Source organism: Pseudoalteromonas sp. R86517 (assembly GCF_042466295.1).
In the GTDB taxonomy this organism is placed as follows: Bacteria; Pseudomonadota; Gammaproteobacteria; order Enterobacterales; family Alteromonadaceae; genus Pseudoalteromonas; species Pseudoalteromonas atlantica.
On record NZ_JAXHCB010000001.1, the window covers coordinates 2,500,552 to 2,517,889 of the forward strand.

Here is a 17,338-nt window from a genome sequence, read left to right on the forward strand (position 1 = left end):
AACTATGTGCACATTCAATGTCATGGGAAACCCCGATACAATGAACATGAATGCTCAATTTTTCGTTCTAAAGCAACAAGATGAATCTAAAGCGCAGGCTGATGATCATTTTGCTTTAGCAGCTCAAATTGCCGCAGAGCAGTATCGATTAGGGCATCGTGTATTTATTTTTGTAGATAACGAACACACCGCCTATGCCATTGACGAAACCATTTGGGCATTTGATCCCGACAGTTTTGTGCCGCATAACCTGCAAGGCGAAGGCCCTAAAGCCGGCGCACCAGTAGAAATAGGCACCACGCCTCCTGTTGGCAAACGTAACGTTTTAATTAACTTAGCTAATAACCTGCCTGATTTTATTAGGCGTTTTAGCCAAGTTTTTGATTTTGTACCAGTAGAGTCTGTAGCTAAACAAGCCGCTCGTGAGCGCTTTAAAAAGCTGCGCCAACTTGGTGCCAATATCAGCACGCAAGAGATTAATAGCTAGCCGTTTAGGATAAAGCTAACCAACTAATTTAAGTACTTATTTAAGGTTCTGTGTAATGGATAAAACCTACAATCCGCAAGATATTGAACAGTCGCTATACCAAGACTGGGAACAAAAAGGCTACTTTAAGCCATCTGGCCAAGGCGTACCGTATTCGATCATGATCCCGCCGCCAAATGTCACCGGTAGCTTGCACATGGGCCACGCCTTCCAAGATACAATAATGGATACCCTTACGCGTTTTAAGCGTATGCAAGGTAACAACACATTATGGCAAGTAGGTACTGACCACGCGGGTATTGCAACGCAAATGTTGGTTGAGCGTAAACTACACGCTGAAGAAGGTAAAACACGTCACGATTTAGGCCGCGAAGATTTTATTAATAAAATTTGGGAATGGAAAAACGAATCTGGCGGTACTATCACTAAACAGCTTCGCCGTCTTGGCGCATCGGTTGATTGGGACCGTGAACGCTTTACGATGGACGATGGCTTATCTGAAGCGGTTAAAGAAGTCTTTGTACGTCTTCACAAAGAAAACCTAATTTACCGCGGTAAGCGCCTAGTAAACTGGGATCCAAAATTACACACAGCTATTTCAGACCTTGAAGTTGAAAACAAAGACAAACAAGGCCACATGTGGAATTTGCGCTACCCTCTTGCTGATGGCGTTAAAACACAAGACGGCAAAGATTACATTGTCGTAGCAACAACACGTCCAGAAACCATGCTAGGTGACTCAGGTGTTGCGGTTAATCCAGAAGACGAGCGCTACACAGATTTAATTGGTAAAGAGATTTTACTGCCTATCGTAAATCGTCGTATCACAATTGTTGCAGATGAACACGCTGATAAAGACAAAGGCACGGGTTGTGTAAAAATCACCCCTGCACACGACTTTAACGATAACGAAGTTGGCAAGCGTCATAAAATGCCAATGATCAATATTTTCGATAAAAACGCTGCTATTCTAAGCCAAGGTGAAACATACACCTTTGACGGTAAAGAACTTGAGTTTGATGCGCCAATTCCTGAGCGCTTACACGGCCTAGACCGTTTTGCTGCACGTAAAGCGATTATCGCAGAATTTGAAGAACTTGGTTTACTCGAAAAAATCGAAGACCATGCGTTAACTGTACCTTACGGCGACCGCTCTGGTGTGGTCATTGAGCCACTCCTTACCGACCAATGGTATGTACGTGTTGCGCCACTTGCAGAACCTGCAAAAGATGCCGTTAAAAATGGCGACATTCAGTTTGTGCCTAAACAGTACGAGAACATGTACTTCTCGTGGATGAACGACGTACAAGATTGGTGTATTTCACGCCAGCTTTGGTGGGGTCACCGTATTCCAGCTTGGTACGACAGCGAAGGCAACGTTTACGTTGGCCGCGATGAAGCTGAAGTACGCCGCGACAACAACATTGCCGATGATGTTACGCTAAGCCAAGACGAAGACGTACTTGATACCTGGTTCTCATCTGCGCTGTGGACGTTCTCAACGCAAGGTTGGCCAGAGAACACGGATGATTTAAAAACCTTCCACCCGTCTGACGTGTTAGTAACGGGCTTTGATATTATTTTCTTCTGGGTTGCGCGTATGATCATGATGACGCTGCACTTTATAAAAGATGAAAATGGTAAGCCACAAGTGCCGTTTAAAACAGTGTATGTTACTGGCCTAATACGTGATGACAACGGCGATAAAATGTCTAAGTCAAAAGGTAACGTACTTGACCCACTAGATATGATTGACGGCATCGAGCTTGAAGATTTAGTACAAAAGCGTACTGGCAACATGATGCAGCCTAAACTTGCCGCTAAAATTGAAAAAGACACGCGCAAAGTATTTGCAAATGGTATTGAAGCACACGGTACCGATGCGCTTCGCTTTACCCTTGCAGCAATGGCATCAACCGGTCGTGATATCAACTGGGATATGAACCGCCTAGAAGGTTACCGTAACTTCTGTAATAAACTATGGAACGCAAGCCGTTACGTATTAATGAACACAGAAGAGCAAGATTGTGGCTTCAACGATGCACAAAAAGAGTTCTCGTTAGCCGATCGTTGGATATTAGGTCAATTTGAAGCAACGGTTAAAACCTACACTGAGCACCTTGATAACTACCGATTTGATTTAGCGGCTAATACACTTTACGAATTCACTTGGAACCAGTTCTGTGATTGGTACTTAGAGCTGACTAAGCCGGTATTATTTAAAGGCAATGAAGCACAGCAACGTGGTACACGTAATACACTCATTACGGTACTAGAAAGCCTACTGCGCTTAATGCACCCAATGATGCCATACATTACCGAAACTATTTGGCAGCGCGTTGCACCACTGGCAGGGCTTGAAACTAAAGGCACCAGCATCATGGTACAGGGTTTCCCTGTTTATAATGAAGCAAACGTTGATGCCCAAGCTATGGACGACTTAGAGTGGGTTAAACAGTTTATTTTAGCAATTCGTGTTATTCGTGGTGAGATGGACATTAGCCCTAGTAAACCACTTAACGTGTTGCTAGCTAACGCATCGAGCGATGATGTGCGCCGTATTAACGAGAACGAGTCATTTATTGCCTCGCTTGCTAAACTTGAATCGTTCACCCTGCTTGAAAACAAAGACGATGCACCGGCGTGTGCAACATCCTATGTTGGCAACCTTGAAATTATGATCCCTATGGCGGGCTTAATTGACGTTGAAGCAGAGCTTGCACGTATTAACAAGCAACTCGAAAAAGCAGAAAAAGGCCTAGCCCAAGTGCAAAACAAGCTGGCTAACGAAAAGTTTGTAAATAACGCACCAGAAGCCGTACTTGCAAAAGAAAATGCTAAATTAGCTGAATTCACTGATGCCAAAACCAAGCTACTTGAGCAAAAAACTAAAATAGAAAGCTTATAATTTTAGTTGCCTGCTAAAGCAATTTAGCAGGCATTAAAAAAGCCGCTCACTGTTAAAGTGAGCGGCTTTTTTGTGCCCTGCGATTAACCACAAGGCACAGCTACATTAGAACTTGTAGTTGTACTGAGCGCCAACAAGTACAGCGTGACCTTTAGACTCAAAGCCCCACTCACTGCCTGACTCATCAGCTTCAGTAAATGTTTGTGTTTTACCACGAATAATACTCACACCTAAATCAACATTTGATTGCGTGTCGATAGTGTAGTTACCACCAAACGAGAACCAAAAACGGTCTGTATCAGGGATAGAGATAGAAAGGTGAGTTTGCGATACTGGCGACTCATCAAACGCTACACCTGCACGAAGTAGTAAGTCTTCGTTGTATTGATAATCTGTGCCGATAGAGTAACGAAACGCATCGTCAAACTGCTCTTGCTTTTCAAAAGCAACAAACTTGTCGCCTGTTGGTGCAGTTACTTGCGCTTCTAGTGACTCAAAGCTGCTCCAACCTGTCCATAATACGCTGTAGTGTAAGCCAAGTTTTTCATCTAACTGGTGAGAACCAGAAAACTCAGCAATAGCTGGTAACGTTAGCTCTACAGAACCCGGTAGTTGTGCACCACCAGTGCCGCCTACAGCTACTGGTAAGTCATTTGAGAAATCACCTTCAAATGTGATGTCTGTTTCGCTGCGGTAGTTAAAACCAAAACGGCTATTTTCGTCTAGTTGGTACATTAAACCAACGTTTAAACCTAGGCCTGTGTCGTCACCTTGAAGGTTTACTGCATCAGCACCAAAATCAAAGCCGCTTGTATTAGCGCCTACTTTACGGATTACGGTTGCATCTGCATAAATGTAGTTTAAGCCAATACCAAAGCTAAATTGCTCAGTTACTTTATAAGCAACGCTTGCATTAAGGTTAACGGTGAAAATTTCTGTCTCGCCTGCAATTTGGCCCGCTACGTAGTCATCGTTAAACTCTGTAGATAAACCAAAGTTAGAAAACGCGCCAAAACCTAGTGATACTTTATCGTTATACGGCATAGTAAAGTAAGCGGCAGGTACAACTGCGCTTGGTGCTATGCTGTCATCATCTAGGGCACTTGAATCAATACCGTTATTGGTTTGCGTCCCTTCTAAGCTCACATCTGGAATTACACCAATAGCAGCAACACTAAGTTGCTTATCTTTAAATAAAGTCATTAATGCAGGATTGCGAGCAACAACAGACGCATCATCTGCGATAGATGCTTCACCTGCGTATGCACGGCCTAAACCTGACGCGTTTTGCTCTGCTAATTGAAACGCGGCTGCAAAACTATCAGCCGAAACAAATGCAAGCGAAGCTGCAATAAGAGTTTTAGAAAATTTCATTGTTGTGTCCTTAACCAAACAAGCGTTTGGGTATCTATGTGTTGTTATTAGGATTTTAAACTTGGCTACACTACCTTAATTTTTTATAAAAAACTGTAACAAAGCGACAAAAAACACCAAAAAACACGTTTTTTAACTGCATTTTAACAACTATTTAAAACTCATCGGAGCAGAAATGTGTTATTAGAGCTTATACTCTAACTGTAATTAATTATCATTTAGATTGACTTGTAATTCCCTGCATTTTAAACTCATTACAAAATCACAAAGGAAGCAAATAGGTGATCATTTTACTTATTATTGCAGGGCTCATTTTTTGTGGCGCCAGTGTGTTTTGTTTTTATAAAGCAAACTATTGTGCCTGCACACAAGCCGGCCAATGCGATAACCCCGTAAACCATTACTGGTTAGGGGCCATGCTAAATGCATTAGTGTCGTTAGCTTTTTGCTGTATTGCACTGCATGTACAGCAAGGAACATTATTATGGCTAACGTTAATGGCGAGTTGTTTTTTAGGCGCTTATATTTCTGCTAAACGCGAAAAACTTAAGCGCTGTAAAAAAGCTAATTCAACAAGTGCTCTTTTAACAAACGAGCCAAATTAATTTGATAGTCGAGTGGCTTGATACTCGACACTATTTTAATACTTTGATCAGGCTCATTTAAGTCTAAGTCTTTAAGAGTGACGTGGTGCCCGTGTTTAGCATTATAAAATAGCTTAACTTTAGGCTTGATGGGATTTGATTTATTGCCCTCGAGCACGAGAGCTAATCGCTCATTAGTTAATTTAACAATAGTGCCTACTGGGTGCACACCTAAACATTTAATAAAGTGCTGTACTAGCTCTGCATCAAATAGCTCTTTGTTAGCCAACAAATAACGCAGCGCATTAATGGGTTCATCCCCTTCTTGATGGGGCCTATCGGCTGTTAGCGCATCGTACACATCAACAATTGCCATTATGCGCGCTGGGCGACTAAGCTTTGCAGCTGTTATACCACGCGGATAGCCTGAGCCATCTAATCGTTCATGGTGGTTAACTATCATGTCGAGTATTAGGGGGGTAATGCCTTTTTCACCTTTAACCAAACCTAAACCTTGAGCCACATGGCGTTTAATAATATCCATTTCGCTGCTAGTGAGTTTACTTGGCCTAGAAATAATCCCCTGCGGGAGTTTAGCTTGCCCTAAGTCGTGAAGTAATGCGCCCATAGCAAGCTGCTGCACGGCTTCTTCTTTATATCCTAAATATTTAGCAAATACGGCGGTGAAAATAGCGCAGTTAATCATGTGGCGCCAATTGTAGCTATGTTTGTCTTTTATGCGGGTTAAAATGGTCATTGCGCTGGTATTTCTAAATACCGAGCTGACTATATCGTTAGCCATTTCATCAATCACCTTTAAATTAACCGACAACCCTGTGGTTACATCGCCATACAAAGCTTGCAGCTTGCGATTATGCTGCTCAAAGTTGATGCTGGCTTTGGCAAATTCTTGCTCAAGGGTAATCGCAGGTTTTACCGCGGGTGGCTTTGTTTTGCTGCTTGAAGTGGTGCTCTTTTGTGGGGGCGCACTCTTAGGTTTGTACTTATCGGGTATGGCGGCATCGCCTTTGGTAAAGTCGATAAGCAGTTCTAAAACGCCTTCGGTTACTAAGCGTTTTATAATTGCCTGGTTTCGCACTAAGCCACTGGTTTTTATTTTTATACTGTTGAGCCCTTCATGCTGTTTGGTAACACTGTCAACAAACATACCTGGGGTGAGCTCTGAAATGGGTAACGCGATGAGCATGGCAGAAGCGTTTTCTACAATTAAATATGCCTACTAAATAGCATTATTTAACCCTAAAAGTCTACTTTTTGAGTTGAGGGCAATACCATATAACTATAAAGGACTACTAAAATGAAGGTAGACGTAAACAGGAAAACAATAAAAAGCAAATGGCGCTCTTGCTAGGAATCGAACCTAGAACTCAGCCTCCGGAGGGCCACGTGATATCCATTTCACCACAAGAGCACATTTGTTGCCAAAACACTAACTCGCGATATCAATGCTTTAGCACTGGCAATAATAAAGAGATCTTTAAATAAATACCAGCATCATTGAGTTATATGCCTATAAATCAAACTGTTTTTGATAAAACACTTCACAACTTGCCAAAAACAAGCTATTTATTGGTATTCGATAAAAAAATAGTAACCGTTTGGCAACATGTTCTGAATGCTTACGGATTATATAGAGGATGTAATTATGAGTTTAATGTCGACTGAGCAAGTGGCTGAGTTTTTAGGTGTAAAAGCCGAGCGGGTAAAACGCCTTGCTCGTGAGAGCTTGCTTATTGCCAAGTCTGAAGATGAAAACGGTGAGCCCCAATTTGATGCTGACGAAGTAGCAAAGTACAAAGAGCTTGCCGCACGTTTTGGCGGGCTTTAATCTTTTATCTCGCTTAATAACTTATTTAGCTGCGCGCGTAATGTGCTTGCCTTATTATTTATGTCGCGCTGCTCATACCACCCTATACATAACACCAAAAACACCACTTTAAAGTAACGTAGCTTGTCATAAGCGCAATAAAACTCACTGGGTATTGCTTGCTGGGCACTGTATTGCTCAAGCAAAGTGTGCTCTGCGTGCGCATTTAGCTCTAAGCTAACCGCAAGTGCCGCTAAATCAAAATACACGTCGTTTGTTTGCGCATATTCAAAGTCAATTAAATACATGCCACTTGAATTTACTATTAGGTTATCTTTAACTAAATCGTTATGACAAAAGCCACTGTTGTAGGGCATGTCACTAATGGCGCTTAGCGTATCTTCAATTAAGCGGCTGTGCTGTTGATATATATTGCTAGTAGCGTAATACGCAAGCTCTTTTGCAATATCCATTGGCTGTGTAGCTAGAGGGTAACTATGAACGCGTGCCAACTTCTCAACTAGGTCAATACTGTAATTATTAGTAGCAATATCACCACAAATATAGCGAAATGCAGCTCGCCTGTTAGCCTTATCGAGCCAAATGGGTTTAGGGCAAACGTTATGCTGGCTAAGTGCAGTTTGGGCTTGTAGCCCTATTTTAGGCCAATGCGATTTATAGCATTTTAATAAGTAGTTTTGCTGTGCAGTTTTTATTAGGTAATTGTCGTTACTTAAACCATTCACTAATTTAGTGGTTTGTAGCACGTGCTCAGGTGCCATAAACTCACTACATAACGCGGCAATATTTGGGTTACGGTGCATGCGTTATAATTGCGCTAATGGCTTAGCTTGGCTTTGCTCGTACTCTTCGTACCAGGTTTTAAATCCCCACGCGGCCATAATAGTGTAAAAAATAAATAGCGCGAGCGTTGGGTAATAGCCTTTTTCGTAATACAAATACATAGAGGCCGCATCAATAACAATCCAATACAGCCAGTTTTCGAGTACTTTTTTAGCAACCAAATACGTGGTTACCACCGCAAAACAGGTTGTAAAGCTATCTAGGTAGGCAAAATCGGCGTGGGTGTAGTTTTGCATTACATAGCCAATAACAATGGCCGCTAAGCTCGTAGCGCCTATAAGAATGGCGTGGCGTTGTGTAGACCATGAGGTAATACTAATATTATCTGCTTTGCCTTTGCGCCATACCATCCAGCCAAATACAGCCATGTACATGTAATAAAAATTGAGTAGCGACTCCATAAGCAGCGCGCCATTCCAGTACATTATGGTGTAAATAAGCGTGCTAAAAAAAGCGGCAGGCCAACACCATAGGCTTTCTTTTATTGCCAGTAATAAATAAGCAATAGACAACCCTACCGCAATATATTCCCAATGCGACATTGCTGTAAAACCACTTAAGGTTTGTGTTAAAAAATCCATGTGTGCGGTTACCGTTTTTAATACACGTTAAATAAAGGCGATTACTCTGGAGATAAATCGCCAGATAAAAACTTACAAACAAAAATAGCCTTACCAAACTCTTCGTACGAGCGTTTAATCTCGGTGTTTAGCACTTGCATTACTAAATCATAATCGCCAAAAATTTGCGTAGAAAGCGTATTGGTGATCACTTTTAAGTTGTCGTATTCGTTTAAACGGTCAATAAAGCCCTTAATAAACGGGATGTAATCTTGATGAAGTGGGTATTTACTGATCTCTACTGATAATTTCATTTTAAACTCTACTTTTAATTATTTGATTTCAACAAATCGTTCAATGCCAGTTCAATACAGTGTAAAATTACACTCACACTCAATTAGCTGAGCTTATTATGGCACGCAGAATAACCTATACATTTAAAAACCAACCGCGCGAAATTAACTTCGCAAAAGACAAATACCACGACATGTATCAAGCTATTGCCGCTGCCGAAGGTATTGATTTAACCAACTACTTAAACATGGTACGCCAAATAGAAATGACCTCAAAAGGCTCTTCGGCTGTACGTAACTTTCGTGACCAAGAATTTGCCCGTATGGGCTTTAGTGATATTTACTTTATTAAAGAATAAATATCACTTATTAACTATCGCTGGTACTCGTAACTTACGCGCGGTGTAATATTACACAGTAATTCGTAAGGGATAGTATCGGCGCAGTGGGCTATTTCTTCAACAGGAAGCTCCGGCCCCCACATTGTAACGCTGTCGCCTACTTTAACATTGTGCTCGTTTTCGCCTATATCAATGCTTATCATATCCATAGACACACTGCCTACAATACCGTAACGCTGCCCTGCAATCATAACCGGTGTGCCTTCTTTGGCATGACGCGGATAGCCATCGCCATAACCCATAGCCACTACGGCTAATTGGGTCGGTTTATCACTTTGCCAACGGCCTCCGTACCCTACACGCTCGTGTGCGGCAACATCACGCACTGCAATCACCTTTGTGGTTAAACGCATGACCGGCTTTAAATTGTGTTCTTGCCCTGTGCAGTTTGCCATTGGCGACACCCCATAAAGCATAAGTCCTGGGCGTATCCAATCACCGTGTCCTGCAGGCCAAGCTATAATACCGGCCGAGTTTGATAAACAATGTGCTTGGTCTATGCCCTTTACAAGCGTATCAAATAAGCTAATTTGCTGCGCCGTTTTAGTATTGTGCGTATCATCGGCACACGAAAAATGGGTCATCAAATTAATGGTGCTTTTAGCATTGGGTGTGCGCTGCAAGCGGCTATAAAACGCGTCAAACTGCTCCGGTGCTATGCCTAATCGGTGCATGCCGGTGTTTATTTTTAGCCAGCAAGTAATTGGCGCATCTAAGGTGGCATTTTCTATTGCTGCAAGCTGGTTTTCGTCGTGCACAATAGTTTGAAAATTATTAGCCAATAAAATAGGTAAGTCGGCTTTATTAAAAAAACCTTCAAGCAGTACTATTGGCTTTGTTAAACCACCGGCGCGCAGTGCGAGGGCTTCATCAATTCGGGCAACAGCAAATGCATCAGCACTATTTAAGTACTGGGCAATTTTTACTAAACCATGCCCATACGCATTGGCTTTTAATACCGCCATTATTTTGCTATTTGGCGCAAAACGTTTTACCTGCGATAAGTTATGCGCAAGGGCGGTTAGGTTAATTTCGGCAGTGGCTAGGCGCATTAGTATTCATCATCAACTGCTGGCCCCGCGTAATTATCAAAGCGAGAAAATTGCCCTTGGAAGGTTAAGCGCACTTTACCAATTGGGCCATTACGCTGTTTACCTATGATGATTTCGGCGATGCCTTTTTCAGTGCTGTCTTCGTTGTATACCTCATCACGGTATATAAACATGATTAAATCGGCATCTTGCTCTATTGAACCCGACTCACGTAAATCTGAGTTAATTGGGCGTTTATCGGCACGTTGCTCTAGCGTACGGTTTAGCTGCGAAAGCGCAATAACCGGGCACTGTAACTCTTTAGCGAGCGCTTTTAATGAACGCGATATTTCGGCAATCTCTAAAGTACGATTATCTGATAAACTAGGTACGCGCATTAACTGAAGGTAATCGACCATGATCATACTAATACCACCGTGGTCGCGCGCTATACGTCTTGCACGTGAACGCACATCGGTAGGTGTAAGCCCCGATGCATCATCAACATACATTTTGCCTTTTTCCATCAACAGCCCCATAGTTGATGAAAGGCGTGCCCAATCGTCATCATCTAGCTGGCCAGTACGTACCTTAGTTTGGTTAATACGACCAAGTGATGCCAACATCCTCATCATAATTTGTTCAGAGGGCATCTCTAATGAGTAAATAAGCACAGGCTTGTCTTGCGTCATTGCGGCGTGCTCAGCAAGGTTCATCGCAAAGGTGGTTTTACCCATTGAAGGACGTGCTGCAACAATAATTAAATCAGAAGGCTGCATACCTGCTGTCATTTTATCTAAATCAGCATACCCAGTGCTTACACCGGTTACACCGTCTTGCGGCGACTGGTATAGCTCTTCGATTTTATCGACGGTTTTTTCAAGAATGTTATGAATGCTTTGCGGGCCTTCGGTACTTTTTGTACGTTGCTCAGCAATTTTAAATACTTTACTCTCGGCAAAGTCTAATAAGTCGTGGCTGGTGCGCCCTTCTGGGTTAAAACCAGCTTCGGCTATTTCATTAGCTACGCCAATCATTTCGCGTACTACCGCACGCTCACGCACAATATTGGCGTATGCATCGATATTCGCAGCACTTGGGGTGTTTTTAGCTATTTCGGCCAAATACGCAAAACCACCAATGCCTGCTAGTTGGTTATTTTTTTCAAGACTTTCTGAAATTGTGATTAAATCTATCGGATCGCCCACTTCAGCAAGCGCGGTCATGGCTTCAAAAATAAGCTTATGGGTGCGGGTATAAAAGTCCTGCGCAACAACCAGCTCTGCTACGCGGTCAAAAGCTTGGTTATCAAGCATTAAGCCACCTAAAACAGATTGTTCAGCTTCTATTGAATGGGGAGGAACTTTAAGGGTATCGACTTGCTTATCTGGTTTGGCCATAACTTCACAGTACTAAAATTGAATGGCTCTATTCTATCGACTTGGCGGGGCTGTGCAAATAGCAAAGCAGGAAATCTTTTCCTGCTTTTTGTAATCATTAGCGTTATTTAGTTCGCAGCTCAATTCGCCCGCTTATAGTATCCATTTCAACACTTGCGTTGCCACCATTGGCACTAAACTCTAAATCACTAGAAGGGCCATATTTAGCTTTAGTAACTTTATCGCTGGTAACTTTATTAATAATTTTACCGTTGGCGTGCGCTTTAATCTCAAACTGAGCCGACACGCTTTGCGGGAAGTAAAAATCAGCATCACCACTTACCGACTCATAGCGAACATCAGCCCCTTTTAGCAGTTCGCTGATGTGTATTTCAGCTTCACCGTTTACAGTATTAATACGTAAGCTTTTTATGCTCGATAATGTAAAATCGATATCGCCATTTACGTTTTCTAATCGTACGTCGTTTGCGGTTGTGCTTGATTTAATATCGCCATTTACGGCACTAAAACGCAGCTCTCCGCTTGATTGCTTATCGTTTATTTCACCGTTTACGGTTTCAAATTGAATATTGCCGCTTAAGTTCTGTGCGTTTACATCGCCATTTACGGTGCTTAATTTAACAGTGCCGCTAATGTCATCTACCGTAATTTCACCATTAACAACATCAACCTCAGCGCCTTTTTTAAGTGTTTTTGCAGTCACTGACACATTTACGCCAGCAAATTCTAAGCGACTGCTTTTTGGCATAAATACCGTTAAGTTAGAGCCATCTCCATTGTTACCCCATCCCAAATTGCGTGGCATTTTTACTATAAATTCGGTTTTATCGCCTGTCGTTTTAAGATCAAACCCTTGTGCTTTATCATCAAGCTCGCCGGAGACTTTAAATTCGTTTTTATCCCAGCCGGTTATGTTTACATCGCCGCGTTGGTTTTCAATAAAAATAGTGCCGCCGCTTGGCACCTCTATTTGCTTATCTATTTTTTCGCCCGCTAAAACGCTCAGTGGTAATAGGCTTAGCCCAAGTAAAATTGCTTTCATGTTATTCCCCTATATTTGCTGCCAACGCGGTGCATGCACCTTGTTAATTAAGTCGAGTTGTTGCTGGTAAACTTGCGCCAACATGGTCAGTAATGCCTGATTTTGCGGCTCGTTTTCAAGTGCCTGTTTAATTGCTTGCTCTGCTTCTTCAAGCTCTTGTAACTGTGCTTGCCAGTTATTGGTAAGTGCATCCTGGTTTTTGTACTGCACTAATAAACTTTGCTTTTGCGCTTTAAAATAATCGCTCATAGCAACCACTTGGCTTGGCTCGTTATTGCTCATAAATATATTTATTGCTAATAACGCCGCTGCACTGCACGCAGCAATAGCGCTTAATTTAGGCCATAATGGCGCTTTAACAGCTGGTGGCTTAGCTGTCACTATGGCGTGTTCAATGCCCTGCCAAAGTGCTTTATTGGGCGCTATGTCTTTATTTAAATTGTTTAAAGACTCGTTTAAGTAGTCATCAAAATTTTGTTTACTCATACTCGTACCACTCTTGTAATAACTGCCTTGCACGATGATATTGCGACTTACTCGACCCCACTGCCATTCCCAATTGCTGGGCTATTTCTTCGTGGCGGTAGCCTTCAATGGCATATAAAACAAACACCATGCGGGCGCGCTCTGGTAGGCGAACAATTAATTTATCTAACCCGTTTAATCCCTTACAACTTTGCGCGCTTTGCTCATCCATACCGCTTTGTTCTATGCTCACAACTTTGTTTAACCAGCTTTTATGCTTGCGTACATAACTAATCGCAATGTTGCTTGCTACGCTATATAGCCAAGTAGAAAATTGTGAGCGCCCGTCAAACTGCGCTATTTTATGCCACACCTGCACAAACACCTCTTGGGCGGCATCTTCAGCGTGCGCTTCATCGGCCAATAAGCGCAAACATAAACCGTAAACACGCTTTATATGCAGCTCATATAATGCCTTATAAGCATTTTGATCCCCCGCTTTAACACGCTCAATGAGTGCAAGGTCGCATAGGGGCGTGTGCTCGGGTTTTGTGTGTAACATCCGTGATGTCGCCTTTTAATTATTTTTATTTAAAAACGTGTATTAATGAGTGTATTGATTACTAAGACGCAAAGACAGACAAGAAAGGTTTAAACTAATAATAAAAATAGTTAAATAATTTTATATAGAGCTATTAGATGGGTATTAAAGAGGAATTTTAGATACAAAAAAGCCGCGCTAAAAGCACGGCTTTTTGGGCTTAATTAAAAATTAAGCTTCAGCAATAACGATTACTTTAATAGTAGCTGTTACGTCTGAGTGTACTGCGATTGCAACGTCGAATTCGCCAGTTTCACGGATAGTACCGTGAGGTAAACGAACTTCTGATTTAGCAACTTCAACACCAACAGCTGAGATAGCGTCAGCGATGTCACGAGTACCGATTGAACCGAATAGCTTACCTTCGTCACCAGCTTTAGATACTAAAGTAACTTCTGCTAATGCTTCTAGTTTATCAGCGCGTGCTTGTGCTGCAGTTAACTGTTCAGCGATTTTCGCTTCTAAGTCTGCGCGACGAGCATCAAACGTTTCAATGTTTGCTTTAGTTGCAGGAACTGCCTTACCTTGCGGGAAAAGGAAGTTACGTGCGAAGCCAGATTTAACAACAACCTGGTCACCTAGGCCACCTAGGTTAGCGATCTTATCTAGTAGAATAACTTGCATGTTTCTACACCTTTTAAAAACTGTTAATCCGCTGCTTACTTATGTAAGTCAGTGTATGGAAGAAGGGCTAAGTAGCGAGCACGCTTAATAGCAGTTGCTAGCTGGCGCTGGTATTTAGCGCTAGTACCTGTAATACGGCTAGGTACGATTTTGCCACTTTCTGTAACATAGTTTCTAAGAGTAGCTAGATCTTTGTAATCGATTTGTTGTACGCCTTCCGCTTTAAAGCGGCAGAACTTACGACGTCTGAAATAACGTGCCATGAGATTAATTCCTCAAATAATTCTTTCTATATGCTGAGCATGCAAAACCAATTGGCTAAGGCCGTTACGACCTTCGTGGCGATTTAAAAAACCACTCACTTGCAATGCCTGCCCAACGTGCAAATGTTGAGTCTGTTGTTGCATTTGCTTACCACTGGCAACAACCTGAAGCCTAACGTAACTATTACGGTTAAGATCTGCTTCGGTTTGCATCGATTTATGTTCTACAACAAAAATACAATGCGGTATGCCTGCAGGGCTTTGGCTAAACTTGGGTGTTTTACAAACAACCCCCGATATAACCAGCTGATTCATATATGGGCTAACCATTACATTAACTGCTGACTACGTGCCATGCTAGGACTCAAAACAATTAAGCAGCTGGTGCTTCTTTCTTCTCTTCTCTTGCAAGAGGAGACGCTTCAGTTACTGCATTTTTAGTACGCATAACTAAGTTACGAAGCACTGCATCGTTGTAGCGGAAAGTAGTTTCTAGCTCGCTGATTACTTCAGTAGGTGCTTCAACGTTCATAAGAACATAATGAGCTTTGTGAAGCTTGTTGATTGGGTAAGCCAGTTGACGACGGCCCCAGTCTTCAAGACGGTGGATAGTACCACCAGCTTCAGTGATAGAACCAGTATAACGTTCGATCATACCAGATACTTGCTCACTCTGATCAGGGTGAACCATGAATACGATTTCGTAATGACGCATGGATATTCCTTACGGTTAATAGAGCCTTCTACCGTTTCGGCCGGTCGGTTTAAGGCAAGGAATTAATAGTGTAAAAGCCGAAATGAGCGCGCATTTTACGCTTAGATGGATAATTAAGCAAGCAGGTTTTTTAAGCTTTGATAGATAAGTGTTAAAGCTATCAGCTATCAGCTATCAGCTATCAGCTATCAGCTATCAGCTATCAGCTATCAGCTATCAGCTATCAGCTATCAGCTATCAGCTATCAGCTATCAGCTATCAGCTATCAGCTATCAGCTATCAGCTATCAGCTATCAGCTATCAGGGGGATATTAATATGCGTCCGCTTTATATCAACAAGCAGAATTACGATAAGTGCGTTGGGTTTGTGTGTAAACGCAAAGCTTGCTTGCGTAAAAAGCGCAGCTTTTAATTACTTACCCCCTCCATTTGCGCCTAAAATATAAACATTTACTCAAACCTAAAGCCGTGCAATTATTAAGCAACACATTATTTAATAAGGATATTTATGAAGCTCTTACTATCACTTGTATTTGCATTTGCTTTTAGTACCTCTTTTTTATGCCACGCAGACACTGCTACAACCGACATAACCGTTGGTAAAAAAGTCATTTTACAATCAAAAATACTTAACGAAGACAGGCCTATCAGAATTTTCATACCTGACACTGTAAAAGACGATCAGCCGCTTTATGTTATTTATTTACTTGATGGTGTTGAGCACTTTCATACGGCGTCAGGTGTTATAAAATCCTTAGTTGATTACGAACAAATACCTAATGCCATGCTTGTTGGTATTGATACAACAAACCGCGTGCGTGATTACTTACCTAAAGTACAAGGTGAGCCGAAAACTGAGTTTCAAACCTTTGTAAAAAATAAATGGCCCGATGCTGGGCAAACCGACAGCTTTTTAAAATTTGTGTCTGACGAGCTCATGCCCTATATAAACAGCAATTACTCAACTAACGGCTACAACACCTTAATTGGTCACTCTAATGCTGGTACATTAGCGCTTTACACTTTAGTTAATCAGCCGGAATTATTTAACAACTACATAGCTATAAGCCCAAATAGTTGGTGGAGTGATGAAGAGTTAAAAAATAATATTGTTAAATACACTAAAAACCCTAAAGGCACTCAAGAGTTATTTATAAGTGTAGCGAGTGAAGGCGCACGTTTTTATACAGGCGCATTAAATACGTTAGTAAATTTAGAACAACAAATGCCCACACAGCTAAAATGGGAATATAAGCATTACCCTACTTTTACTCATATGGGCACTATACTGCCAGCCCTTAGCGATAGCCTAATTCACTTATTTAGTGACCTAATTTTTAAAGTGACTGACGAGCACGGAAAGTTTGCCGATGTATCACTTATCACAGGTTACTACCAAGCACTGAGCGATAAGTACGGATTTGAGCTTAAAATTCCACAAGATGTGTACGTAGAGTTTGCCCACAGGCAGCAAAAGTTTGATAACACTAAAAAAGCGATAACTACACTTAAACACTTTACTCGTGATTACCCTAATGCTGCTTACTCCCACATGCGGTTATCGCAAGGGTACACGGCTGACAAACAATTTAAGAAGGCTGTTACCAGTATGAAACACGCACTAAAACTTGCTAAACAAAACTCGCGCGACCCACTGTTAATTGATGCACTACAAGATATGGTGAATGAAGCCCAAGCCAATTTGTAACTGATTTAACGCAAAGCGCTTTTTAACTAACGATAGTAATTACGAGCTACGCTCGTCGCGTCAGCAAGCTAAACGCCTACAGGTAAAATTAAGCTCAGTGTTAAACTTTGCATGTAGACGCAAAGCTTGCTCGCGTGAAAAGCGCAGCTTTTAATCTGTTTAAAGCCACTTAAAAACAAAAAACCGATGT

Annotated in this window: 21 protein-coding genes and 1 tRNA gene; 7 read left to right on the plus strand and 15 right to left on the minus strand. The window is 41.9% G+C overall.

Annotated elements, in window-relative coordinates; genetic code table 11:
- Window positions 1–40 precede the first annotated feature (40 nt).
- A complete protein-coding gene (locus SJY38_RS11260) occupies window positions 41–487 on the plus strand; it encodes a DNA polymerase III subunit chi (RefSeq protein WP_024031635.1) in 447 nt (148 codons plus the stop codon).
- A gap of 55 nt (window positions 488–542) precedes the next feature.
- On the plus strand, window positions 543–3,395 hold the full coding sequence (locus tag SJY38_RS11265) for a valine--tRNA ligase (RefSeq protein WP_377109773.1): 2,853 nt from the start codon (window positions 543–545) through the stop codon (window positions 3,393–3,395).
- 105 nt (window positions 3,396–3,500) lie between these two features.
- Here the strand turns inward: SJY38_RS11265 and SJY38_RS11270 are convergent, their stop codons facing one another.
- A complete protein-coding gene (locus tag SJY38_RS11270; RefSeq protein ID WP_377109774.1) occupies window positions 3,501–4,769 on the minus strand; it encodes an outer membrane protein transport protein in 1,269 nt (422 codons plus the stop codon).
- Window positions 4,770–5,050: 281 nt separating this feature from the next.
- Here SJY38_RS11270 and SJY38_RS11275 point away from each other — a divergent pair, with 281 nt between their 5' ends.
- Complete coding sequence (locus SJY38_RS11275; protein ID WP_029772472.1) at window positions 5,051–5,374, plus strand: hypothetical protein; 324 nt, start codon at window positions 5,051–5,053, stop codon at window positions 5,372–5,374.
- On the opposite strand, the gene SJY38_RS11280 is transcribed toward SJY38_RS11275, so the two are convergent.
- Entirely contained in the window at window positions 5,334–6,560 is a 1,227-nt protein-coding gene (locus SJY38_RS11280) for an HD-GYP domain-containing protein (RefSeq protein WP_377109775.1), read from the minus strand. The two genes, SJY38_RS11275 and SJY38_RS11280, sit on opposite strands and share 41 nt — an antisense overlap.
- Before the next feature lie 150 nt (window positions 6,561–6,710).
- Window positions 6,711–6,785, minus strand: a tRNA-Arg gene (locus SJY38_RS11285).
- Between the two features lie 234 nt (window positions 6,786–7,019).
- Here SJY38_RS11285 and SJY38_RS11290 point away from each other — a divergent pair.
- Entirely contained in the window at window positions 7,020–7,202 is a 183-nt protein-coding gene (locus SJY38_RS11290) for a hypothetical protein (protein ID WP_024031630.1), read from the plus strand.
- Here the strand turns inward: SJY38_RS11290 and SJY38_RS11295 are convergent.
- Genes SJY38_RS11295 through SJY38_RS11305 form a run of 3 tightly spaced genes read right to left on the minus strand, consistent with a single transcriptional unit; the run spans window position 7,199 to window position 8,919 of the window.
- A complete protein-coding gene (locus tag SJY38_RS11295; protein WP_377109776.1) occupies window positions 7,199–8,005 on the minus strand; it encodes a phosphotransferase in 807 nt (268 codons plus the stop codon). The genes SJY38_RS11290 and SJY38_RS11295 overlap by 4 nt on opposite strands.
- A gap of 3 nt (window positions 8,006–8,008) precedes the next feature.
- Window positions 8,009–8,626 carry a nicotinamide riboside transporter PnuC gene (pnuC, locus tag SJY38_RS11300; protein ID WP_377109777.1) on the minus strand — a complete coding sequence of 206 codons (618 nt, stop codon included), beginning with the start codon at window positions 8,624–8,626 and terminating at the stop codon, window positions 8,009–8,011.
- A 41-nt stretch (window positions 8,627–8,667) separates the two neighbouring features.
- Window positions 8,668–8,919, minus strand: coding sequence for a hypothetical protein (locus SJY38_RS11305; RefSeq protein WP_004588464.1), 252 nt, complete (start codon window positions 8,917–8,919; stop codon window positions 8,668–8,670).
- A gap of 98 nt (window positions 8,920–9,017) precedes the next feature.
- Here SJY38_RS11305 and SJY38_RS11310 point away from each other — a divergent pair, with 98 nt between their 5' ends.
- Window positions 9,018–9,257, plus strand: coding sequence for a DUF2960 domain-containing protein (locus SJY38_RS11310; protein ID WP_004588463.1), 240 nt, complete (start codon window positions 9,018–9,020; stop codon window positions 9,255–9,257).
- 14 nt (window positions 9,258–9,271) lie between these two features.
- Here SJY38_RS11310 and alr read toward each other — a convergent pair whose 3' ends face one another.
- The 9 genes from alr to rpsF all read right to left on the minus strand — a co-directional run bounded on the left by alr (window position 9,272) and on the right by rpsF (window position 15,440).
- On the minus strand, window positions 9,272–10,351 hold the full coding sequence (gene alr / locus SJY38_RS11315; RefSeq protein ID WP_377109778.1) for an alanine racemase: 1,080 nt from the start codon (window positions 10,349–10,351) through the stop codon (window positions 9,272–9,274).
- Entirely contained in the window at window positions 10,351–11,730 is a 1,380-nt protein-coding gene (gene dnaB / locus SJY38_RS11320; protein ID WP_004588461.1) for a replicative DNA helicase, read from the minus strand. The genes alr and dnaB overlap by 1 nt, the downstream gene beginning before the upstream one ends.
- 103 nt (window positions 11,731–11,833) lie before the next feature.
- Window positions 11,834–12,772 (minus strand): DUF4097 domain-containing protein, encoded by a 939-nt coding sequence (locus SJY38_RS11325; RefSeq protein ID WP_377109779.1) that lies wholly within the window; start codon window positions 12,770–12,772, stop codon window positions 11,834–11,836.
- Window positions 12,773–12,781: 9 nt separating this feature from the next.
- Window positions 12,782–13,258, minus strand: coding sequence for a hypothetical protein (locus SJY38_RS11330; RefSeq protein ID WP_004588459.1), 477 nt, complete (start codon window positions 13,256–13,258; stop codon window positions 12,782–12,784).
- Window positions 13,251–13,799, minus strand: a complete 549-nt coding sequence (locus SJY38_RS11335) for an RNA polymerase sigma factor (protein ID WP_004588458.1) — start codon at window positions 13,797–13,799, stop codon at window positions 13,251–13,253. Before SJY38_RS11335 ends, SJY38_RS11330 begins: the two co-directional genes overlap by 8 nt.
- A gap of 210 nt (window positions 13,800–14,009) precedes the next feature.
- Complete coding sequence (rplI, locus tag SJY38_RS11340) at window positions 14,010–14,462, minus strand: 50S ribosomal protein L9 (protein ID WP_004588457.1); 453 nt, start codon at window positions 14,460–14,462, stop codon at window positions 14,010–14,012.
- A 35-nt stretch (window positions 14,463–14,497) separates the two neighbouring features.
- The gene (rpsR, locus tag SJY38_RS11345) at window positions 14,498–14,725 is read right to left on the minus strand and encodes a 30S ribosomal protein S18 (protein ID WP_002962753.1); all 228 of its coding nucleotides are present in this window, start codon (window positions 14,723–14,725) and stop codon (window positions 14,498–14,500) included.
- A gap of 12 nt (window positions 14,726–14,737) precedes the next feature.
- A complete protein-coding gene (gene priB / locus SJY38_RS11350; RefSeq protein WP_004588456.1) occupies window positions 14,738–15,055 on the minus strand; it encodes a primosomal replication protein N in 318 nt (105 codons plus the stop codon).
- Between the two features lie 43 nt (window positions 15,056–15,098).
- Window positions 15,099–15,440, minus strand: a complete 342-nt coding sequence (rpsF, locus tag SJY38_RS11355) for a 30S ribosomal protein S6 (protein WP_004588455.1) — start codon at window positions 15,438–15,440, stop codon at window positions 15,099–15,101.
- A 148-nt stretch (window positions 15,441–15,588) separates the two neighbouring features.
- On the opposite strand from rpsF, the gene SJY38_RS11360 reads away from it, so the two are divergent.
- Window positions 15,589–15,852, plus strand: a complete 264-nt coding sequence (locus SJY38_RS11360; protein ID WP_377109780.1) for a hypothetical protein — start codon at window positions 15,589–15,591, stop codon at window positions 15,850–15,852.
- Between the two features lie 96 nt (window positions 15,853–15,948).
- Window positions 15,949–17,148, plus strand: a complete 1,200-nt coding sequence (locus SJY38_RS11365; RefSeq protein WP_377109781.1) for an alpha/beta hydrolase-fold protein — start codon at window positions 15,949–15,951, stop codon at window positions 17,146–17,148.
- Window positions 17,149–17,338: the final 190 nt, after the last annotated feature.